General features: G+C 41.3%; 13 protein-coding genes and 1 pseudogene. 4 read left to right on the top strand and 10 right to left on the bottom strand.

Going from position 1 to position 23,409, the window contains the following annotated elements; genetic code table 11:
• Nucleotides 1-466 precede the first annotated feature (466 nt).
• The 7 genes and pseudogenes from pgsA to CCS41_RS07075 all read right to left on the bottom strand — a co-directional run bounded on the left by pgsA (nt 467) and on the right by CCS41_RS07075 (nt 6,619).
• Nucleotides 467-1,012, bottom strand: a complete 546-nt coding sequence (gene pgsA, locus CCS41_RS07110) for a CDP-diacylglycerol--glycerol-3-phosphate 3-phosphatidyltransferase (RefSeq protein WP_072551128.1) — start codon at nt 1,010-1,012, stop codon at nt 467-469.
• A gap of 48 nt (nt 1,013-1,060) precedes the next feature.
• Nucleotides 1,061-2,898 (bottom strand): annotated as a pseudogene (uvrC, locus tag CCS41_RS07105) (excinuclease ABC subunit UvrC).
• Entirely contained in the window at nt 2,891-3,547 is a 657-nt protein-coding gene (gene uvrY / locus CCS41_RS07100; RefSeq protein ID WP_072551130.1) for a UvrY/SirA/GacA family response regulator transcription factor, read from the bottom strand. The pseudogene uvrC and the gene uvrY overlap by 8 nt, the downstream one beginning before the upstream one ends.
• 689 nt (nt 3,548-4,236) lie before the next feature.
• Nucleotides 4,237-4,596, bottom strand: a complete 360-nt coding sequence (locus tag CCS41_RS07095) for a hypothetical protein (RefSeq protein WP_119797442.1) — start codon at nt 4,594-4,596, stop codon at nt 4,237-4,239.
• A 74-nt stretch (nt 4,597-4,670) separates the two neighbouring features.
• Nucleotides 4,671-5,003 (bottom strand): leucine-rich repeat domain-containing protein, encoded by a 333-nt coding sequence (locus CCS41_RS07090; protein ID WP_162860025.1) that lies wholly within the window; start codon nt 5,001-5,003, stop codon nt 4,671-4,673.
• Between the two features lie 529 nt (nt 5,004-5,532).
• Nucleotides 5,533-6,042, bottom strand: coding sequence for a helix-turn-helix domain-containing protein (locus CCS41_RS07080; RefSeq protein ID WP_119797440.1), 510 nt, complete (start codon nt 6,040-6,042; stop codon nt 5,533-5,535).
• Between the two features lie 175 nt (nt 6,043-6,217).
• Nucleotides 6,218-6,619 carry a YchJ family metal-binding protein gene (locus CCS41_RS07075; RefSeq protein ID WP_083429648.1) on the bottom strand — a complete coding sequence of 134 codons (402 nt, stop codon included), beginning with the start codon at nt 6,617-6,619 and terminating at the stop codon, nt 6,218-6,220.
• A gap of 898 nt (nt 6,620-7,517) precedes the next feature.
• Here CCS41_RS07075 and CCS41_RS07070 point away from each other — a divergent pair.
• Both CCS41_RS07070 and CCS41_RS07065 read left to right on the top strand, forming a co-directional pair.
• Entirely contained in the window at nt 7,518-7,919 is a 402-nt protein-coding gene (locus CCS41_RS07070) for a hypothetical protein (RefSeq protein ID WP_119797439.1), read from the top strand.
• Between the two features lie 32 nt (nt 7,920-7,951).
• On the top strand, nt 7,952-8,695 hold the full coding sequence (locus tag CCS41_RS07065; RefSeq protein ID WP_119797438.1) for a hypothetical protein: 744 nt from the start codon (nt 7,952-7,954) through the stop codon (nt 8,693-8,695).
• Nucleotides 8,696-8,876: 181 nt separating this feature from the next.
• On the opposite strand, the gene CCS41_RS07060 is transcribed toward CCS41_RS07065, so the two are convergent.
• On the bottom strand, nt 8,877-9,377 hold the full coding sequence (locus CCS41_RS07060; RefSeq protein ID WP_072550896.1) for a GNAT family N-acetyltransferase: 501 nt from the start codon (nt 9,375-9,377) through the stop codon (nt 8,877-8,879).
• 687 nt (nt 9,378-10,064) lie between these two features.
• Between CCS41_RS07060 and CCS41_RS07055 the strand changes: the two genes are divergently transcribed.
• Nucleotides 10,065-11,087, top strand: coding sequence for a glycoside hydrolase family 10-like protein (locus tag CCS41_RS07055; RefSeq protein WP_205411508.1), 1,023 nt, complete (start codon nt 10,065-10,067; stop codon nt 11,085-11,087).
• Nucleotides 11,088-11,567: 480 nt separating this feature from the next.
• Nucleotides 11,568-12,347, top strand: a complete 780-nt coding sequence (locus CCS41_RS07050; RefSeq protein ID WP_119797737.1) for an N-acetylmuramoyl-L-alanine amidase — start codon at nt 11,568-11,570, stop codon at nt 12,345-12,347.
• 397 nt (nt 12,348-12,744) lie between these two features.
• Here CCS41_RS07050 and CCS41_RS07045 read toward each other — a convergent pair whose 3' ends face one another.
• On the bottom strand, nt 12,745-21,654 hold the full coding sequence (locus CCS41_RS07045; protein ID WP_119797437.1) for a C80 family cysteine peptidase: 8,910 nt from the start codon (nt 21,652-21,654) through the stop codon (nt 12,745-12,747).
• Nucleotides 21,655-21,701: 47 nt separating this feature from the next.
• On the bottom strand, nt 21,702-22,832 hold the full coding sequence (locus CCS41_RS07040; protein WP_119797436.1) for a hypothetical protein: 1,131 nt from the start codon (nt 22,830-22,832) through the stop codon (nt 21,702-21,704).
• Nucleotides 22,833-23,409: the final 577 nt, after the last annotated feature.

Here is a 23,409-nt window from a genome sequence, read left to right as displayed (position 1 = left end):
AAAAAATGATATTATTTATTTGTAGGAATATACATAGACGCATAAAAGCGACCTGCCCATCCTGCGTTAAATCATAGGAATTCAGGTTCATTATTTTCTCAATGTAAAGCAGGATGAATGGAAGGGTAACTTGAATTTAGTGGTTTCTGCCTCCATCTTCTTACTATCCAAACGTAGTTTAGAAAGCTCAGCATTTATCCTTGATGTTTCAGCACTGATTTTTGACGTTTCAGCCATCAATCTTGCTATTTATGCATATATTTTTTCAGATTCGTGATTGTCCAATCTCTTACTGGTCATTTTTTTTCTCCTGAAGAGCATTGGTGCTCGCTTTTAATTAATAGCCATTTGCAAATAAAGAGCGAGCCACTGCTTGTTGCTATATTTTCAACATTATTTCCCACTGTGTATGCGGATGATCCTTACAGAATTTCTATCCTATTTTATGTAAAAATTGTGTAAGTCCTTATAAATGTTTCCATACCCTAACCCTATTTAAATATTGAAACATTGACCAAAATGTCAGCACCACAGCAACGTAAAGCAAGACAATACTGGTAAATTCGACAATGGGTATCGGCCGCCAGAGTAAACCTACCAATGATAACATTTGCGCCGTTGTTTTCATTTTACCCATCCAAGAAACAACCATACTGCTACCTTTTCCTATCTCCGCCATCCATTCACGTAATGAAGATATGATAATTTCACGTGTAATCACAATTGCTACAGGTAATGTAATCCACCAAACATGGTAGTACTCTGTAACGAGCATGAGAGCGATAACCACCATCACTTTATCCGCAACTGGATCAAGAAACGCCCCGAAACGAGTGGTTTGTTTCCAACGCCTGGCTAAAAAACCATCAAACCAATCAGTCACTGCGGCAAACACAAAGATAAGAGCACAGAACATCGGTGCCCACGTGAAAGGCAGGTAAAATGCCAGAACGAAAAATGGGACAAGTACAATACGAAGCAAAGTAAGCCAGGTCGGTATATTCAATTGCATAGTGCTACGCTAATCTGATCGAGGTGAATGGACGAGTATGGTGCAACATTAACTCCCGTGTTTCAATGCATCGTAGACTCTTTTAGCCAATGTTTGTGAAATACTCGGCACTCTTGCAATTTCTTCAATGCTGGCACTAAGTAGTGGTTGTAATCCCCCCATATGCTTCAATAACATTTGACGTCGTTTCGCACCTATACCTTGAATCGTTTCTAATATACTGGTCTTTTTCACTTTCGAACGGCGTTGCCGGTGCCCGACTATGGCATGATTATGAGAATCATTACGGATTTGCTGGATCAAATGCAAAGCAGGTGACTCTGGCGGTAACGATTGTCCTTCACTTTGCTTTACAAAAAATAACATTTCTAATCCCGCTTTACGATCACGCCCCTTTGCAACAGCCACCAGCAATGGTTTTTGCTTATCCCAAGGAACATCTAATGAAGAAAATACATTAATAGCCTGAGTGAGTTGCCCTTTTCCTCCATCAATAAAGATAACATCAGGAATGTACTTATCATCCAGCGCTTTATCATAGCGTCGTATCAATACTTGTGACATTGCAGCGTAATCATCTCCCGGGTAATAGCACTAATATTATAGCGTCTGTATTGAGATCGTAGTGCGCCATTGCCATCGAAAACGACACAAGAGGCTACTGTCTGTTCCCCCATCGTATGGCTGATATCGAAGCACTCTATCCGATTTATCACTTCGAGGTTTAAAATGATAGCCAACTCTTTCATTCTTTTCTGGGTAGTAGATCGTTGTGATAAACACGTCATCAATGCAGTCGTAGCATTGGTGCGCGCCAATTTTAGGTAGCGAGAACGAGTGCCACGCGGATGGCTTTGTATCTGAATTTTACGACCTGTCACCTTCGTCAACGACGCCAAAAGTAGATCTTTTTCAGACAAACTAAAATCCAGTAAGATCTCCCCAGGTAAAGTACGCAATTGACTACCCTGCAGATAAAATTGACCGATGAAAGTCTGTATTACCTCGTCTAGCTCCGTTCCATTTGGTACTTTAGGAAAGTAGCTACGACTACCCAACACTTTACCTTGACGAATAAACAAAACATGAACGCAGGCTAAGCCCGCATCAAAAGCAACTCCGATCACATCAATATCTTGATGATCTCCAGAAACAAATTGTTTTTCCGTTACTTGGCGCACAACCTTAATTTGATCACGAATACGGGCAGCTTCTTCAAAATGTAATAATTGGCTAGCGGCTTCCATACGGGAGATTAATTGAGTTAACACTTGCTGGTCTTTGCCAGTAAGGAACCAGCGAATATAATTGACCTGCTGTTGATATTCTTCATCACTGATGAAACCCTTTACGCAGGGAGCTGAGCAACGGCCGATCTGATACTGTAAGCAAGGGCGAGAACGATTGCGATAAATACTATTCTCACATTGCCGCACGGGGAACAACTTTTGCATCAATGCCAATGTTTCTCGTACGGCATAAGAATTAGGAAATGGCCCGAAATATTCTCCTTCCTCGTGCGTTGCTCCACGATGCAGAGCAAGACGAGGATGAGTGTCTGCACTGAGAAAAATAAATGGGTAGGATTTATCATCACGCAGTAAAACGTTATATCGTGGCTGATAGCGCTTAATATAATTGTGTTCCAGTAACAATGCCTCAGTTTCGGTATGTGTTACTGTAACATCAATTTGAACAATATTTTTAACCAAATGCTCTGTTTTCAGGTTGCTTACCTGGGTGTGAAAGTAATGGGTCAGGCGTTTTTTTAGGTCTTTAGCTTTGCCGACATAAATCACCGTCCCTATCGCATCATACATGCGGTAGACGCCGGGTTGACTAGTGACCGTTTTTAGAAACTCTTTTGCATCAAAACAATTACTCATCGTTTGACAAAGTCTCCTTATTAAAAAATCCATGACGAATAGCTAAATGAGTCAATTCAACGTCGCCATTTATATTAAGCTTGCTGAACATCCGGTAACGATAGCTATTAACTGTTTTTGGACTAAGATGAAGTTGCTCAGATATTTCATTCACTTTTTGTCCTTTGGTTATCATTCGCATAATCTGCAATTCACGATCCGAAAGACAAAAAAGCGAGGTCTCAACCGGAGGCTGCAGTTGACTTAAGGCCATTTGTTGCGCGATATCTGATGCAATATAGCGCTGGCCTGAGTGAACAGCTCGAATAGCATTGACTACATCTTGAGGAGCTGCACCTTTACTGAGATAACCACTCGCCCCTGCTTGCATAACTTTCGCTGGCAATGGATTCTCCGTATATATAGTTAGCATTATTACTTTACTATCGGGCGAGAAACGCAAAATTTTCCGGGTCGCTTCTAACCCACCGATACCGGGCATGTTCATATCCATTAATACGATGTTTGCTGAATGGCTACGGCACCATTTTACAGCTTCTTCACCGCATTGCGCTTCACCTGCAACTTTGATACCCCTGGTATCTTCAAGAATGCGTCGCATCCCTGTGCGCACAAGTTCGTGGTCATCAACAAGAAGAACGCTAATCAAAAAAATTCTCCAAAATAAGTGAGTAACCTAATCGCTCTTTGTTTAAAACTTACATCAGCGATATTACTTGTTTTCAGTCAAAGAGTGAATACTGAAAATTTATAATGTTACATTAATGTTGTTTAACATTTCATGCTAGTCCAACTGTTATACTGCCACATTTGCAGTTAAAAAAACTAATTAAAAACATTTATCTATTTACCTTGATTATTTCATGTCTAATATAACTTATTAATTTTTAAAGGCATTGTAAATATTTTCAAGTTCATTTTTTAAAAAAATATTGATAGTGACAGATTAGAAAATAATCCAATAAAATATTACTATTTTATAATCTGTAATTTTTTAGAGTCATAAACTGGAAATTGAAACGAGACAGATAAGGGAAAAAAAATAATATTAAATTCTATTAATATTGCTTATGTAAGAATATTAAACAATAAGCATTTCTCATGAATACTATAAAATTATAAAAAAATAATGGATTCAATGTAATTAGGTAAAATAGATGAGTACTCTTTTAAGCGGATGTACGTCCCTACCTGACTCATTATTACAATCAAGTCAGGCTACATAGTGTTAATGATTACCAAGCGCCACTGATGAAAAAACATAAAGCGACATAAAACCCCTGAATTTGTGTCCAAAATTACTTGACCAGAATATTAAGAGCGCGGATTGGTCGTGAATTATTTCCTTCTGGCAAAAATCTGTGGCCCCTGATAAGTTAAGTCGGTATTGATATTCCACAGGGCCTGGAGGGTTCGTTCTGAAAGTGGGTTACCTCCAAGGAAAACGTGGCCACTCTGAGGCAAACGAGTTATGGACACAGGTAGGCTGGTTAGTTGATTATCAAACACCCATAATATTATCAGAGATACAGGTAAATTATCAGGCAGTACTGTCAGTTCATTATCAGACACATCTAATGTTGTCAGAGATGCCGGTAAATTATCAGGCAGTGATGTCAGTTGATTATTAAACACCCATAATGTTGTCAGAGATACAGGTAAATTATCAGGCAATGCTATCAGTTGATTATCAGACACATCTAATATTGTCAGAGATACAGGTAAATTATCAGGCAGTGATGTCAGTTTGTTATAGAAGAGATTCAGTGTTTTTATACTAGGGGAAGTAGGTTTGGCAATGAGCTCAGCTTAAGATCAGAGAGCCAGAGGACTGCATCATTTTTCTCCAAGCAATTTTTCATTTTCAATAGGGCTTCCTGCCGTTTTTCGCCTTCTTTTACAGCTTCATTTGCCCATTTATGCCATACCTGATGGTATTCTTTTGTCATTAAATATTTCATTGAGGTTTGATTTGTTTTTCCCATTTGTGCATGACTGTTTGGGGCACTCGGTACTGGCAGTGGATGTGATGTTTCATTGCTATCCGAACCTGTAGCTGTTCTTCGACTAAGGGGCAAATTAGAATTAAGGTTTTCGATGGGCACTTTTTCTCCGGTACGCATTTAAATATTTTTTATGTCATAGTTACTAGATGAGTATATTTTAAACAATATACACTCATCACCATCCATAATATTGGAAAAATCAGATTATTTAATAGTGCTCAACATTATGATTTTTATAAAAAATTGATAATATTCTTCTAAACAAAAAACAGTATCTTCAAATCAAATGGATATCAGTGAAGGCCATTATATTTTTTATAAAAATATATGTTTTCAAAAAACGACCAAATGGGGTAATAACCGGAAAGATAAAGAAGCAAAAAGGGGACTCTGGTCTTTTTCCGAATCACAGAAAGTACAGCCTTCGGAAGCGCACAAATCAAAAGGTCAACTGGAGAGAAAAAAATCATCCCCCCTCACGCTATCTGAGTTTAGCTACGATGGAAAACATTTTTGTAGCAGGGATTCAAGTGTATACTCATTCAACTTGAAGGTCTGGATTAGATGGTTTGGAAATTATCGTTAATTCTGCCCCCTGAGAAAGGGAGCAATTTTTGCCAATGTACTATCAAAAAATTCGGCTATAGCCCCACGAAACTCCACTCTCTAGCAAAGTGAAATAAGACGCGATAAACGCTTCTTGCTGAGCAACATCCACTTTAACCGGCGTCGCTTTGGGCTGCTTATAGCTAAAACAATGCGCTTGCAGCCATTTTGTCATGCCAGATACGGTGTAACAGACGCCAAATTGGGTTTCCACATAAGCACAGATATCGATGACACGGCTATAAGTCGTGCTTTCAATGTGTTTTTCAAGCAATAAAGATTCATGCACGCTCAACTTACTATACGAGCCGCCATTTTCAGGCTTTAATTTTTCGTCTGAAAGCCAATCTGTTACATGTTGCCTCACTGTTTCTTCATGAATACGTAATGCTTGGGCAAGCGCTTTGTTATTCCAGCCTTCATTTTTCAACAACACGGCTTTGATTCGATCTCGAACACGGCCATCGTGTTCGTAACGATGAAGGCGTTCCAAATCTTGTTTTTGAGAGGCTGTCAGTGAGTTTATTTTCATGACCTTATTTTTAATCTAGTTGAGCAAATTTTCCAGTGGTTTTAATGCCGATGGGTATAACTGCGCGATTTAATATATTCTTCTAAACAAAAAAACAGTATCTTCAGGTCAAATGGGTATATACAGTGCCAGAGAAGTGTCACAACAGTGTCACTGATTTCACGTCATTGTTTTACTACCTGGAGTATTTAGAAATACCATCTACATAATACCAGCGTTTTTTTAAACGGAGAAAACGTGAACATTCATATATCATGCTTGTTTTTGTAGTATTCCTATCAGTAAAGCCCGTACAAAATTCAACAAAACCTTCATCGGTATGAGATCCTGCCATTTCTTTTATCACGATCAGTCCATGCCATTCAGTGTCACATTGCATTAGCATTGCACGAAATTTTTCTGCATGACAATCCGGATGCCAACTGATAATCAAATAATCAACATTGTGTTTCACATAGGCACTATAGCGTGAACGCATCAAAATTCCGGGCGATGAGGCTATTTTTTCACCTATTACATAGGGTTCACAGCAAACATTATATTTTAATATACTACCGCATGGGCACAATTCTGACACGATATCCCCCTGGTATAAGCAAATTGATGCCAGACATACTACTTAATTTTAACTTAAAATTCAAAGTCATTGCTCAATTTATCCCGGGCTGAAGTTATTTATGAACGTCAAAAAAGCCGTAATCCGTTTATTGACTATCCTGAATGGGCAGTCAGTCTTTACGGGGAGAGTTGTGGGAAAGTCGACGTGAATATGACAAGGACCTCTACAAACATCGACATCTTGTGAGAATGCTTTTCTACATCTCAAGCGCTAGCGGGGCATTGCCACACGTTATGCAAAGAATACCCCCCCCCCCCCTCTTTTCTCTCTGCTGTACAAATACAATGCCTTGCTCGACGGCTCAAGATTTTATGACGACACTATCTAGAGACGGTTTCCTCTTTTTCATCGTTAACTTTTGCTAGTAATATCAGACAGCTTTTGTGGTCAACTCATGTCATCAGACTGCCATCTTGCCCGTATACAGTATTATCTTCTCAATCTCTCATTGTCATCATATTACCATCAGGATTTATTACTAGAAGGTTGACTATAATAACCCTAAATTAAATCATGTTGCTATTTTATGATAAACAAAAAACCATGATAAAAATTGTGAAACTTAATGATTCAATTGATTCTGTATGACAATATTTTTTAATAATTCATCAAATAATTGATGAATTATTAAGGATATAGAAGAAGAATTTAATTATAATTATAATATGAAAACAAGTTATTCATTATATTTAAGCAGAAAAGTATTCATTATGTAATTATTATTATATCTTTTGTATATATGTGGGATTAGAATATTGAGATAATATTTTATTTAAAACAGAGTAATTATTAACACAAATAAAATTTCAATATTTTTTAAAAGATAAAAAATTAATTAAAATTTTGGAGATAATTTATGACTATTGGTGTAACACCCGTTTCCACTAATTCTTATAATATGCGAAACGGAAATCCTCACTATGATCAAAAATTACCGATAATCGCATCTGGGAATATACCGGAGTCGCTATTATTCAAGGAAAGAAATGATAGCTTTTCTAGCAACTCGAGTGGCTCGAGTGGCTATTACAGTAATATATCCGAACATTTTTGTACAAAACAAACAGTGCCCATGAAAGCGGCAGCGGTAAAGAAAACAAAAGTCAATTCTAAACACTTAGAACAGACAGAGATTGAAAAAATCGTGGCTCGTGACTTTATCAGTGAAATACATATGAAGGCGATAGCCAAAGTTTCAATAAAACATCGTATCGCTATCACTTTTCGCTCAGCAGGAGAGATACCCTGGAAAAGATAGCACAAGGAGCGGCAGCCAAAGGGCATGACATTATGGAAAAAACAATTAAACTTTCATCCATTGCAGCAGCCTATCCTAAGGAATCAAAAACGTTTCATCAAAAGATCTACGACCAATGTAAAGCGGTTGGTATCACAGGTTGTGTAGGACATTGGGATAAAGAGAAGGGGTTGATCGGTATTTATCTAGCCAGCGATCACGGTTTAGGAAACAAAGTAGAAGAAGGCATTTATCCCATCGACATGTCTAGACTGGAGGAAAGCCTTAAAGCATTAACAGTAGATCCCAATTGGAGGCGATTAGTCTTTACGGGTGATTATGATACACATGATATCCTAGTCCGGGGAGGAGCAGGAAGACCGCGTACCCCATCAGAAAAAGAAGAAAAAAGGGTAATTAATCTCATCAACGAAGGCGTCGCTGAAGTGGACGAAAAGCGGCCCCTTGAGGATAGAGAACGTAATGTCGCTAGACATGGTGCTCAAGTTCGTTTTATTGCACATATGTTACAAAATGAACTAGAAAAGGTTAAAGAAGACCGTGGTTTTTCAAAGCCGATTGCTGAGGCAGGGCCTTTCCCATTAGCGGCGATCAGCAAAGGAGTGTGGGCTATCATTCATGATATTCATGAGCTTAAAGCATTTTATGAAGATCATGGTGCCATTATGAAAGAAATTTGGCAGCCTAACGGAAGCAGGCAATTACACGGAATTGGTGAAAAAGTGACATTAAGCAGGGGTAGTAGGCGAGATTTGCACACAACAGCCTCTCGCTAATATGGCTGAACCTATCTCCGTTTGTGGAAACAGACGTTGTCCATGACGGTGCCAAAACAGCTTTGACTTCAAGCTGATGCGTAAGAGTAAAAAATGGGTGGAATTGTGGAGATGAATGCCACTCATCTGACACTGTGTTAAAGAATTTTCTCCTATTCTACAGGGTCGGATAAGCATATTTTCACGTACCATTAGAAACGATTAATATCAAAGGATCTTGTTCTCGTTGCTGTCTACTAAAACCAAATCGCTCGTAGAAGGGATAGCTTATGTCACTTGGCCAGACAACAAGTAACTCTAGTTGTTCATTTTCCGCCCAATCACGTGCTTCTGATAGTAAAGCCGTGCCAATCCCTTTGTTACGGTATTCCGGTAATGTGTAAACATTAGTGAGGTATCCCCACTGGCCATTAATATCATTAGGACTGGGCATTTTCGTTACTTTTACTATCGACAAAACAGCTATTACAGTCCCTCCAGTCTCAGCTATAAAATGTACGATACCCTTGTGGCCTGCCATTTGTGATAATGTACACTCGCATTTTTCTATAAATTCTTTTTTCACGTTGGGATCAGCTACAGGGGCATCATCTGTGCAAAGCCTCCAACGGAGGTTAGCCAGTGAGGCAATGTCCTCCGGAACTGCCAATCGACATTGGTAGTTATCACCTTCATCAATCATTCTCATATGCCAATCGCCAGTATAGTTACCACAAAATAAAACAACTCATTAAAAATAATTAAATAAAATATTTTGGCTTAAATTACGGGCAACAAAACACAACTTTTCAGTCATGATTTATCAATCAATTGCCTCCTCATTTTGACCTATTATTCACGTCCCAGCGTGCCAATATTACCGTTGTTTGCCTAATAAAAAAATTTTATTAGGCATTACGTCACAACTTGAATCCGAACCTGCTATAACAAGGTTTACAGGCTATACAACAAACAGCACACTCCATTGTTAGCACTAATTAGTGCGCTTATAATAACTCAGGATACAATGTCAGATTTCTTTTGTAGAATAAGCTTCTTTGATCGGGTCATGTGTAAAAATTTGAGTTACTACAGTGAGTTGGAACCTTTATTTAAACTTCCCTTGCCTTCTTTAGCACGATGATAAAAATTAATCTTATAGATATAAAAAATGATTTAAAACGTCATTCTGTCTCTATATTATTATCTGTGCCTATTTTTCGTGTAGAAAAAATCTATGGTCACCCCAAAACCGACGAAGACACACGACGTACCTCCCAGGAAAAGATAGCCTGCTATAGAAAACAGGGAAGGTCGCTAGTGTATCTGGACCTATATAAACTGTCACCACACCAATATAATCAGAAAAAATCATAAAGGAGCGGCAAAAATGTCAGAACGCAAGCGAAATTTACGCGGTGCTTGGATTTCCACAGTGATCAACCTTGATTGGCCATCAAAAGAATCATCGGCAATCACCGATGAGACCGCACGGGTACATGCTCAGAAGAATGAATTAATCCGTATATTGAATGAAGCAGTGAGTATGCGTATGAATGCTGTTTTTTTTCAGGTGAAACCCTGTTCTGACGCATTTTATCAATCAACTCTGCTGCCGTGGTCTACTTATCTGACCGGCACGTTAGGGAAAGACCCTGGCTATGACCCGCTGCAATTCGCTATTGATGAAGCTCACCGACGTAATTTGGAACTACATGCCTGGTTCAACCCGTACAGGATATCGATGAATACCACGCAAAGTACAATTGACGCGCTGAACAATGTGCCAGCTGGATCGCCTGCCAGTGTTTATAAAGATCATCCCGATTGGGTAAAGACTGCTGCTAACCGATTTGTACTTGATCCTGGTATGCCAGAGGCACGGGCGTGGGTTATTCAAGGTGTGATGGAAGTGGCTGAAAAATACGATATCGATGGTGTTCATTTCGACGATTATTTTTATTATGAGACTGATGCTTCTACACTGGATGATGATGCTACTTTTTCCCTTCACGGTGGCGGATTTTCGAATAAGGGAGACTGGCGGCGTAATAATACACTCTTGTTGATAACCGAGCTTTCCACAAAACTCCGTTCTACTCAGCCACAGATTAAATTTGGTATTAGCCCTGCTGGCGTTTGGCGCAATAAAACTAACGATCCTGCAGGTTCAGATACGTCTGCGGGTAGTCCAAACTATGATAATCAATACGCCGATACCCGACTTTGGGTGCTGAATGAATTAATTGATTACATTGCACCACAGGTGTATTGGCCTTTTACTCGACAAGCTGCTCGATTTGGTGTCATCACACAGTGGTGGGCTGATACCGTGCGCGGTAAAAATGTTCACCTGTATATTGGAGAAGCCCTGTACAAAGTGGGTGTGCCGAGTACCACAGAGCCAGAGTGAATGGTTGATAATGGGGTGAAGGAAATAAAGGACCAACTTCTCTCAAATATCAAGATAGCTGAGATTCAGGGTAGCATTCTTTTTCGGCATTTATTCCTGCGAGAAGCGGCAGTACTGCCAGCAAAAGCGGCTATTCAACAAGAGGTATGGTCCTCTGTGGCGCTGATCCCTTCCATGCCATGGAAAGGGTGTATCCCGCCAAGCGCCCCAGTTAACTTGACACAAGTCGTGACAACCGGCGGTATTGAATTACGATGGGAACACGCCGATGACGCTAGCGTTTATTATGCTATTTATAGATTCATTGATGGCAACACGGTAGATATTAATCGGACTGACTGCTTGCTGGCCACCGTACGTAAAGTGAGTGGGCAACAACAAAGCTGGATTGACAAGTCGACAACTCAAGATACTGGCGTGTTGTATGCCGTGACGGCCCTGGATCGTAACCATAATGAAAGCAAGCCTTGTCGGAAATTAATGGAAAAGAGTAAAAAGATAAATATTGATTATAATTCTTACCGCTCAGTGAAAAGTTTTAATAGCCGGGTTCGTTTCTTGGTTATGCATTATACTGCGCTTAATTTTTCTGGTTCAGTCAATGCCTTAACCGGGCCATTGGTCAGTGCGCATTACCTCGTGCCAGATCTTACAGATCCAACTTATATCAGTGCTGGATTTAAGGAACAGCGAATTTTCAACTTGGTTGATGAAAAAGAACGGGCATGGCATGCTGGTGTCAGCGCATGGGGAAATCGTACGAATCTTAATGATAATTCAATTGGCATTGAGATCGTTAATCAGGCCAAAGATGTTAGTGGCGTATTTACTTTTCCTCCTTTCAATGATGAGCAAATTGAAGCGGTTAAACAGCTAGCACTGAATATTTTACAGCGTCACCCTGATATTTCGCCCACTCATGTTATTGGTCATTCTGATATTGCGCTGGGACGCAAAAGTGATCCTGGTGCCGCATTTCCATGGTTTACCCTTTATCAGGCGGGGATCGGAGCCTGGTATGATGAAGAAACGAAGTGCAAATATATTGCTCAATACACACAGAATCCGTTGTCTAACGATGAGGCCATAAAGCTGTTTAAAAAATATGGTTATAATACCAGTGAAGCAGCAACGCCGGTAGGGTTGCAAAAGCTGGTTCGAGCATTTCAGCTGCATTTCCGCCAGGATAAGTATGACGGGCTGCTGGATGTAGAAACCAGTGCAATATTGGCTGCCTTGGCTAAAAAATATATGGGGTAATATGGCCTAGCGCTCCGGAATGGGATTTGAGTTGGCAAGAAAGAATGGGGTTTATTAGATGCGATTAATGGTATTTAATAATGTCAAAAGTTGATTGAATCAAGAAAAACATTTTATAAATTACAAGATTAAATAATGCAAATATAACCAATAGATTAATAATAAAACTTGGCTGCTTATGCAGCCTTTTTTATTATCAGGAACCCCTACATGGCAAAATCCCCCCTACGCACTGTGCACGGAAAACTCGGGTACCTGTTTGGCCCTGTGCATCAATCCGAGGTAGAGGTGCCAAGGCAATTTTTAATGAGATGCTCCCTCCTGTAGGGTTGACAGGGTATGTTTCTTTCTGGAAAGAGCATCAAATAAGGAGTGAAAAAGCGAATCCTCTATCAAATTAAACTTGGGATGCTTGACGATTTTCTCTGTCAGCAATTGGAAAATCTGTCGTTGAAAATGACGCTTGTGTCAGTCCCATGTCAAATACGGCCTGTTCTGAAAAAGGAAAATTCGACATTGCTTCAACCATGTTATCAATCAACAGATCGTCAATGCTGCTGATAGCTAACTGAAATGCACCCACTGTTATTATTTCGATTTTGTACTCCAGTAATCCTCTCTCTGAGAGAGAATAATGATTTTTTATCGTTACACTGTCACTCAAACTGCTTGTTGAATCCAAGCCATCAATCAACACAACGAGATCATTACCCTGTCTTTTTAATCTGATATCCTCTTTGGTGATATCAGGGTCAGAGAAATAGAGCCTATCATGGCCACCACTGTCGGTAATAATATCCTGGCCATCACCGCGGGCGTATTGATAGATATCATTTTCATTGCCTGCTACCATTGTATCCTTACCTTTCCCACCTATCAGGATGTTATTACCTGTTTCAATGACTATCACGTCGTCACCTTCCCCACCCTCCACGGTATAGCCACCCATGCTGCGAGCAATAAAAATGTCATCCCCTGCCAGTAAGTTAAGCTTATTAACGGTAAGCACTGTCTCATGATATACCATGACGACGTCATCGCCTGATGTGACCTGCACCTGTCCCAAAGATACCGCACCCAAATCGTTACGAATTAACGGCTGAAGTACCCTGTTCTCATCCTGTAGCCAGAGATGGCGGTAATCTCGATGTTGCATAAAATTGAGAAGACGGATGCTAGAGTGTAGAGCGGGTGCATTACGGTGACTGAGCACAATATCCTTACCCTTTTGTGTCAGACGGATATCTTTGAACAGCCAGGGTAGCAACAAGATGTCTTCTGCAGGCTCTCCACCACTTGAAGCACCATTGTCATAGTTGTCAATGGTTATTTCTCGATTCCCAAGCCCCGTCATATAGTGATCGGTTCCCCCTTTTCCTACGAGAAGGTCTTTGCCGTGAGTACTCCATAAGTAGTTACTGTTATCATCTCCTTCCAAGTAATTGACAAATTTTGTGCCTACCATATCCAGCTGGATAAAACTTGGAAGCGCAATAACAGGTGTATTTATTGTGCTGGCATGCCCGACAATATTGATATTAATCTGCCCCTGTCCCCATCTGTTACGTGCGGTCAGATGAACCTGTACATTTTCTGCTCTGGCTCCTTGAATACGCTCCTGCCAATTACGATCGCGTTCAGGTTTATACTGCGCGGTTAAATGGGGCAGCCTCCCACCACCGTCTGAGCTATGTTCCATGATAGCTGGCCATTCTGTTATTAATAGACCGTCACGGCTAGATAAGTGATAAATATGTTGACGTTTTCTTTGCTTATTTTCGACGGAGCTGTACATTGCACGTAATACCACTGTGGTGAGTCGCCCCTCATCATTGCGTAGCCTGATCCAGACATCTTGCTTGTGTAATGTAATCGATGTAATTTGCTCTGCTTTGTAGTCGAGTAGTATGTTGCTAACTTCCGGCAAATTCTGGGTTTCTTCCACAACTATTGTCACATTTCGATCCGAATTATTTTGTAAAATGTGATAACTGTCTATTCCTCTGCCGCCCGATGCCATACCTGCCTGTAACGTCAAAATGTCATTGCCATCGTTGCCAATCAGAGTATCTATACCCCCCATGCCGTCGAGAACATTGTTACCATTATCACCCACTAATATGTCATTGGTGCCACTATGTCCGTAGGCATGTTCGATGTTGTGTAATTCAGCAATAATTTTTTTACTGTGTCGGTATTTTGCGTAACCCACATCGAGGTTAATGTTATACCCTTCTGTTCCAACCAGTTGAGCCGCTGCTATGACTGCATCACCCTGATCTTGTAATGCAGTTCCCCCATTCAGTACACTGGGCTGATCTGGCGCCGCCTTACCCATCAACAGGAAACGATCTGCCTGATGCCCACCGGTAAATTGTTTTCTTCCTGCCGCCACATCGAAATGATTTATCTGGTGCTGATGGCCGATAGCGCTATCGTTACCATCGCCTAATCGGAACCAGGCGATAGTATCCTTAATACGAGTGGAACTAAAAGTATGCGCATTAACGTCTCCTTGCTTATTGAGAGATAACAAGACCGCCTGGCCATCTTTACCTGTGTTAAGGCCAAGAATATGTTGTTCACCGGCCGCTAATCGATTAGGACGATAGGCTACAGTCTGGCCATTTTCCTGGCGCCAGGTATCATCGATCTCGGCACGGAATACTCCCTCTTCTCCCCCGTAAGAAATGGTATAACTGCCATCATTCTGTATGACGACTAGATCAGCATAACCATCAGTATTCATGTCATGTAACTGCACCCGCTGGCGACCAAAATTAGCCAGTAGCTTTTGAACAGAGTGATGAGATTGTTTTGATATTTTTTTAAATGGCTCCCACAAAAAACTGTCGTTTTTACCCAACAAGATGTGTAATTGGCCTTCACGCGTAATTGAAACAATATCGTCACAACCATCACCATCGATATCACCAGAGAGGTGGTGGATATAGTCATGTCCCAAGCGCCCATTTAATCTCGATACCGGTACACTAATTTCCGAGGTAAACTCTCCATCCGTGCCACCATAATGGATACTGATATGATCATCGATAAATGACACTAAATCAGCACGCAAATCACCATCAATATCCGCCAGGACGGTTATTGCTCGCAATTGCCATAGAGAAGGAAAACTCATCTTAGGTTTTTTAATGATAAAACCGTTATTTTCTTGCGCTAATAAAATATGAATCGGCTTCAGCTTACCGGCTTTGATAACAATATCATCACGGCCATCATGGTTGATATCTCTGACAAAAAGCCGTGGTTTTATTGGATTTTTTGCTGCATCCTGATAGATCGATTCGATCTCTTCAATTTGCCCTATCCGCTGGGCTTGACCATAACCCCCTTTTTTATCGGCCAGTAACAGATAAAATCCCTGCAGAGAAAAATAACCGATATCACGCCAACCATCACCGTTAAAATCCCCCATGACACTGTGATCACCTATGTTGTAATAGATAGGATTGTGATTATTGATCTGTACTCTGAGTTTTTTGCCTCTAGGATCAGTAAATTGACCTACTGTTTGGTACTGATTAGCAACCCGTGCCTTAAGCACCTGGTGAGAAAGATGACCACTATCATCAACAGTGTCGTCGGTACCCACTAGTTGTTCAGGGGTGTAATAAAGGTAGTCACTGTCGGTTACTGAGGGTGGCCCAAGTTTGGGTGGGTACTGATTATGCGCATGTTGTAATAAATATTCAGACAGGGAGGGTGCCACCATAGCCTTGGCATTTTCACTGGCAAGAATGTGATCACGTATCGTGTGCTCTCTACCCGCCAGATCTTTAGCCACTATTTTCCGATAATAATGTTGTTGCAATTTAATCTGACCACGAGTGGTGTAAAGAACGTCGATATTTCTATTAGACAACAGTATCTTCCGGGACTGCTCTCTGAGCAGGCGGTCATATTCCTGACGAGCCAGCTTTTTTGCTTGACTAAAACTTATCCTATTTTGTACCCTATTATCCAGTCCTTCTCCAGTGAAAACCCGCCAACCGTTGCTCAAGGTTTCCATAAAATCCAAACTCACATGGTGCTGAATCTCCTCTATTTGACGTACAGCCCCGTAGATTTCTGAACCCAATATCATTCCTGCGCCAATAATCAGGCTAACAGGCACGGCGACAGCAGCAGCCGTGCCTCCTAAGGCAAAAGCAATCGCGCTACCAATGCTGATCGCCGCCCCTACCACTGAAAGCGAACCACTAACGATGAAATCTTGTCGTATTTTGGGGTCTAAGATGTCCGCCTGGGCACGGAATAACCGTTGAGCCTGGAAGATATCAAAACCACTGGATAATCCGCCTAGTATTGGCCCACCAAACCTGGCTAACTTAGAACCTGCACTAACGCCTATCTGGCCCAGACGAGAGCCAGGAACCATTCTGTTCGCTAGATAGCCGCCCAGTTTACCCAAGCCGTATTGAGTCACATCAATCGCTATATTTGAAGCAAAAGAAGCCATAGCAAAATTTCTTTCAAACTCTAAATCAACCGGCTGTGTGGCAATCTCTTGCTGGATAAGGGCACTGTTATTAACTCTTTCATCATACCTTTTAAGATCATAAAGTCCACGCAGGTAACCGTATCCCTGCATCCCGATACCTGCACGGTGACTAAACTTGATGGCACGTTGCCAACCGTGGGTCACACGCATACTTTCTAATATTCGGGGAGCTAACGTGAACGTATTTAAGACAAAATTAAATGCCCGGTCCAGCCTTTTTGACTGATGGTGAAGTTGCGGTGTGTGGAGGGATTGTGGGGGATGGCGAAAATCGCTCAACAATACTTGTAGAGCCGTCAACGCGGGATAGGTCGTTCTTGCCTGGGCAATATTAATTTTGTAGGTTTCAAACAAATATTGGCCCCTTTGTTGCTTGACCCCATAATATTCTGCCCGAGTTTGGTTATCCAATGGGTAAATTTTACCCGCGAGATAGTTTTGCAGCACCGTATTCAATACTTCCCTGTTTTTTACTACATCAGGGCCACTCACTCTAAGTTCTCCAACAGCGGGATCATACAAAAAATAGCTGTGTTGCCTACCTTGATAACGACTGGACAACATCAATACATGATGGTCAGTTTTTAATAGATATTCTCCACCATCATGATCAGAAGCATGCGCCTGCAGACGAGTAAAGATCGCTTGATTATTGAGATCGATTGATGCCAATTGATTAAATTTATGGCGGAATGCATCAATCTGACGTGAATTTACATCGGATAGGCTGCCTTTTGCTCTTTGTTCGTTAATCAGGGCGTGCGTCACTACACCCTGAAAAAAACGCTGTGTTTCGGTTGTTCCCAACATGTGAGCATGAAGCCAGATTAATCCGAGCCCGGCAGCGGCAGCCTGAGCACGAGCGCTTTTATTGCTAATAAATAGCCCTTGAGGAGAAAGGTGTGTCTGAATTTCTACACCAGACGTGAGATTTTTTATGCCTGCGTTCTGCCACGCAGCGAGGCTGCTTGCCTGGCTGGTATTCCAATGTTGGCTTTGTTGCCGCGCTACTTGACCACTTAATTCACGTAATTGTGAGTGAATACCTTGCAGTTGTAAAAGTTGATCAACCTGGTGGCGCCACCACTGATGGTACTTACTATCAAAAACAGTTAGCATTAATTGTTTTACGTCCAAAACCTTTTCAGCTAACGTGCCTGAGCTGTGTTCTGTTACATGAAAAGAATCCGTCAGATCACGGCGTTGCTGGTCATCCAGTGCAACATATTTCACCTCTCCCGCCGCCAGCTTATCTATCAACACGACGGCACGTTCTAAGCGTGCGGCCAGATTTCTGGCTGAGACTAATTGGCCGTCTTTATTCCAACTGAATACTAACTTGTCATCACCTATTTTATCCTGCCAGGCACCTGCTCCCTGTGGTGTGAGTTTCTGGCCGAGCTCATTGACAGTCAGCCTCGTTCTGCGAGCACCAATGTCGGCATAGATACCTTGCTTAGCCAGTAATATGCCAAATTCTTTAGCATAACCGCCAGTTTGTCCGCTTTCGTCAGTTAACGAACATCCTACAAGGCTAACGTAGCTAGGCACCGCATGGATACCATAGTTAGCATGCAATTGAGTACTAAGCTGTGTTATCTTTTTAGCCAAGCTAGCAGGATTATACCCGGCCAGTGTTTGATGATTAATATGGTTTTCACCGCCACGGCCATGCCCTACCACTTGCCAGCGCAGATTACCGGTCAGCCACCGCAAGGAGCCATAGATGACACGATAGTTGCCCTCACTGTCGAGCTGCACAAACACCGATTTATTTGGATGCTTTCCGGCCAATTTTGCTGCCGCGTCTCTGACTTCGACGTCATCTTCAAGCTGAAGAATAAGCTGGCCATCAAATCGCGTATTGGTGTGGTTGCTAACTAGATTAACTGTTGCCCGGCTCCATCCGTCCACATCATTATTTCGCCATGCTGAGTGAGAATGATGATCACTTAATCCTTGGTGATAAGCATCTCCCACATTGTCATAAACACCACGCTGCGAGAGATCATCGGCTCGGATATAAAACCTGTTTTGTTCATCGATACCCACTACAGGCAATCCCAAACGGTGAGCAATACCTGGTAAGAAACGTCCTCTACCAGGATTAGATAGAAAAAGCGTATCATCAGCGACGACAATGAATTTTTCACCTTTAGGCACCGATTTTAGTTTTTCCTCCGCCAGATTATTTACCATACTTTTTTTGTACATGGTGTTCCAAGCAGAAGTTCTTTTGCCCAGCGCAATGACGTTCATCCCTTTTTCACAGGCAGCAATAAACAATCTTTCCAGACCAGCATGATGTAACATCATTTGTAAATACATTGGCATCTGCCTGGTACGCTGGTAATCATCGATGAACGGTTGTGTTATGCCGAGCAGAGGTAAAGCCAGGGTAGTGACACCCAGTTCTTTCAGTGTATCAATCTGTGGAATAATAAGATCATGCCGATCTAACAAACCAAATTGCAGGTTCATCAACAACCCCTGACGCCCCTCAAGCAGCAGAGCGAACCGCCCTTTTACGCTGGTTTGTTGATGGAGTAGTTGATTGAGCTGAAGCCGAGATTCAAATGAATACTGCTTATCCCAAGCCGCTATATTGGTATGGTAAATGCTGTGGTAAGTTTGTTTTATGCGCAGTAAACCTGCTTTCTGCTGCTTGCGTACATACTCTTTATTGGCATATTTATCAAACACCTTATGTTCATCATTATAATGATTATGGTCAGAATGGAGTGCAAGCAGTAGGGGAACAATAGCCTGTGTTGCCTCTTTTTGATGGAAATTTAATGCGTATAATTCTTTAACTGTGTAGCCCACATGGATCCATCTTTTTACTCTATCAACCGCAATTTTCTTTAATAACCTTTTTTCTTGCGCCATTGATAATGCAGTCTCAAAATCTTTAAATTTCTCGGTCAGTGGAATGTGGAAGATGACGCCAAAGCCCAGATTATTTTCATCCGGCAGTGCACCAGAAATTCCCTGGGTTACCATGAAGTAATAATTTTTTTTCATCCCTCGGATAATAAAATCCATTAAAATGGGTCGAACATAAAGAGACTCATTAAATATCATCTGATACACATCCGCCGCCAATGCCGGCTGTGTTTGTGCAATATCAAGGATCCCCTTATTGACAGATTTTTGCTCATCCGAGATAAATAACACCTTATCGATTTGATAATTGAGCGTTAAAAAATCCGGATTACGCTTAGAATTCGGATACCGACGAATATAAGACTGTATCTGGTTTTTCAAAATGAAAGCAGTTTCGATCTGCTCGCTATCGGATATCAGTGGATCGTTTAATCTAGCAAGAGAACTCTGTATATCTTTATAGAATTGACCAGATATTACTGCCGGTTCATCTAGCTCAGCAATGGAAAATACCCGGTAACGAAATAGATTTGAAGTCGCATGATCCGGCAGATTATTTGGCCATGTTAAATTATGTTTTTCCCGTTGAAGAATGCTGATAACGGCTGGGGAATTGGGGGCTCGCTGTGCACAAGCTATCGCTCGATGGTAAATGTTGGATTGGTCTGGGTTGGAGGGAGGTGGGCGCTCTAAGGTTACCAACGCTCTAACCATTTCGATATTTCCTTGTTCGATGGCAAGCATCAATGCATTAGCGGAATCATCCTTGGCTTGATACGCCAGTAATATCTTCACCATCCTGCTGTCTTTTGACAAAACAGCCTGTTCCAAAATCGTGGTTTTGGTCGCGACACGCGTGTTAAATAAATCTCTCATCAACACATTTTTTTCATCCGGATCAGCACCGGCAATCAACAGTTCTCTAAGTATCTCGAAATTTTTGTGTGCGACTGGATGATAAAGCACGTTATAACGACCGGGATCTTGATAATCTGCTAATGGATGCCGAGCTAACAATAGGGTGACTAATTCGGTTTGGTTTTTCCTTAGTGCCAAAAATAAAGGATTCTCACGATGCCCATACTGAATCTGCTTTAAACCGATTTCTTCTCGTTGCAGCAATAAACGAGCCATGTACTTATCTTCATATTCGATAGCACAAATCAATAAATTACCCAGAATACCTGCATGACTAATGGGGGGACTGTGCGGCGCTGCCAAGGCCTGCTTAATAATTATTTCTAACAGTAGACGCCTTGGTTCGATATCCTGGGCAGTCCAAGGATCTGCCACATCATAGGATATATTCTGATATTGACTGTTAAACCAGGTAACGTAATTTTGGATATAAGTTGCAGCACGATAATTGTTCCGCTGCTCAAAAAAATAGCATATTTCTGCCGTGTTCATCGTTGGCAATAAATCAACAGAAATGTCGGCTAGCTTCTCATTAGGCAGTGTTAAGAGTACCGACATCAATGGATTGACTGTTAACGTTTTAAACCATTCAATATAACGTTGCGCATAATCAATACCTCCCTCATCACCCAATTTTAAGAAAAACAAAGCAAGGTCTGCAGGGGACGCTTCCTGTAACAAATCAGCCGGAATGTTAGCCAGTTGATCACCTGGGCGTTTTAATAGAATCGGCATTAATGGATTAGTTGCCAGTGTTTTGAACCACCCACTATGGCGTCTTGCATAGGCGATACTCTCCTCGTCACCCAGTTTTGAGAAAAACAAGGCAATTTCCTTCGGCTCTGCTGCCTGTAGATATCTAGGATTAAGTTGACTTAGCCACTGCGCATCTTGCTCACTGGTTTTCCCCAGAATGCGCATTATCTGCCCAGAAGCAATTTGATCGGTATAGTGGCTGTATTGCTTGAGATGTATCATATCCAGTGGGCTTAACTCACCCTCTTCTTCTCGCCAAAATAAGTCACCTATCCGCTGAATCTTATTCCCCTGCTATCATCGTATAATGTTTCTATTGACCAGCTTGGCCAGCGGTTTTTAGGCAATGAACGTGAGAGCTGAGAGAGTTGTCTGGCGATGTCCACCTGCAGTAAAGTCATATCTTGCCGTAGCTGATAGCCACCGTCTGCGGCTTCCTCGATAAGAGAAGATAAGCTGATTTCTCCATAGCCCGGTTGCAAAGCAATGACAGTATCCCGTATTAAAGAAAATTCTGGCATTTTGTCGGACGGGTTTTTTGGGAAGATATTACGCAGATTGTGCAAATAATGCATAGCCAGCTCATAAGTCAGGTTATAGGGCGTTACGGCAGCCATTAACGCTTGCTGACAAGCCAGGTAATTTCGTGAGTCTATCGGCATAAATCGTGCGTGTGGATCGTGACTGCGAGGGATGTTAAGTTCTTCACTAAATCGATCAAGGTAAAAATTAAAAGTGTGTACACCGGCTCTATAATAGACGGGTATAGCATCACTACTGGTAAACTCAGTGACCACCCGACTTGCTATTTTTAATTTAACGATATCCATTTTGCTTAAGAGATCGCCAAATGGAGTACTCAGGCTGAGTTTAGTATTCAAGATATAACTTTTAACGCCAGAACCACACCACTTAATTTTTTTTGCCAGTTCACAAATTTCATCCAGTTTTTTTTCGAGAGGAACGTCCCTTTCTTCTACCGGTTGTTTTTCTATCCTCTCTATTCCTGCCTCTCGTTTACCTTCTTTGTCTCTTTCTACAAGAAGTTGAGCAATCTCTTCCATATGTTGTTTTGCTGAATAAAGACTATGCAGATAAGTCACATCAACGTTACCGGCAAACAGTTCAGCTTTGAATTGCGTTAACATTTCCTCTACTGTGGCCTTGATCCCATGTTCCGATGTAATAACACTAAGCCCTTTATCCGGACTATGTTGGTTATAGAACCTAATGATATTATCAATAGCCTGCTCATATTCTTTTCTAAATTGAGGATAGTTTGCAGACTGTTTAAAAACATGGATCTCAGTGGCCTGTTCACCAGTATAGTAAATGGGTACATAAGGGGTTTGTGAGACCGTCGAGGGGTGAACTGTTGTTGAAGCCTGCATTCTTGGCATAGCAATCATCCTTAATCTGCTTGATATAACGCTTCCATGACAATACGCTAAATCTAGACCGTCCCTGGCTTTTTTACCATACTTATTTTATGTCGTTTTGAATGGAGGTAAATGTAAATTGCACTGTAGAGTATCTCGGCTGGGTTATCTCTATCATTCTCACACCACGCAGTAGGTTATGCAAAAAGTCTATTATTGAATCAATTAGTTACAATTATGAGTAATAAGAAATTAAATATATTAATGAAGACAGCCGTATAGACCTATTGCTGTGGTCAAATTGTTTCGGGCAGAGAGTACATCTAACTGCTATATTGGGATCGGTTGTCTGCCTGGACATCAGCGAGTGCAACAGATTTCGAATAGACCCTCAAAAAAATGGCTATTGTCAGAACCGTTATCACCGTTAATAGAGCTGCTGACGTAAGCACGGTAGTCTACAGTAAAAATAATTGGCTACACTTCTTAAGCCAGTAACAGGAATAATTGCCAATTTATCTTTCATCTGTTATTTATAGCGGCCTGATTTTCCCCTGTTTGGGGTTTTCAATAATGCGTATGAATACAGTGCGTATGA

Origin of the sequence: Candidatus Fukatsuia symbiotica (assembly GCF_003122425.1) — a bacterium.
Taxonomy (GTDB): domain Bacteria; phylum Pseudomonadota; class Gammaproteobacteria; order Enterobacterales; family Enterobacteriaceae; genus Fukatsuia; species Fukatsuia symbiotica.
This window is presented reverse-complemented; position numbering and strand designations above follow the sequence as displayed.

Coding starts and splice junctions, on each gene's coding strand:
- pgsA (WP_072551128.1), bottom strand. CDS start 1,012: ATGCAATTGAATATACCGACCTGGCTTACTTTGCTTCGTATTGTACTT.
- CCS41_RS07080 (WP_119797440.1), bottom strand. CDS start 6,042: ATGAAAATAAACTCACTGACAGCCTCTCAAAAACAAGATTTGGAACGC.
- CCS41_RS07070 (WP_119797439.1), top strand. CDS start 7,518: ATGACTATTGGTGTAACACCCGTTTCCACTAATTCTTATAATATGCGA.
- CCS41_RS07065 (WP_119797438.1), top strand. CDS start 7,952: ATGGAAAAAACAATTAAACTTTCATCCATTGCAGCAGCCTATCCTAAG.
- CCS41_RS07060 (WP_072550896.1), bottom strand. CDS start 9,377: ATGATTGATGAAGGTGATAACTACCAATGTCGATTGGCAGTTCCGGAG.
- CCS41_RS07055 (WP_205411508.1), top strand. CDS start 10,065: ATGTCAGAACGCAAGCGAAATTTACGCGGTGCTTGGATTTCCACAGTG.
- CCS41_RS07050 (WP_119797737.1), top strand. CDS start 11,568: ATGGAAAAGAGTAAAAAGATAAATATTGATTATAATTCTTACCGCTCA.
- CCS41_RS07045 (WP_119797437.1), bottom strand. CDS start 21,654: ATGATACATCTCAAGCAATACAGCCACTATACCGATCAAATTGCTTCT.
- CCS41_RS07040 (WP_119797436.1), bottom strand. CDS start 22,832: ATGCCAAGAATGCAGGCTTCAACAACAGTTCACCCCTCGACGGTCTCA.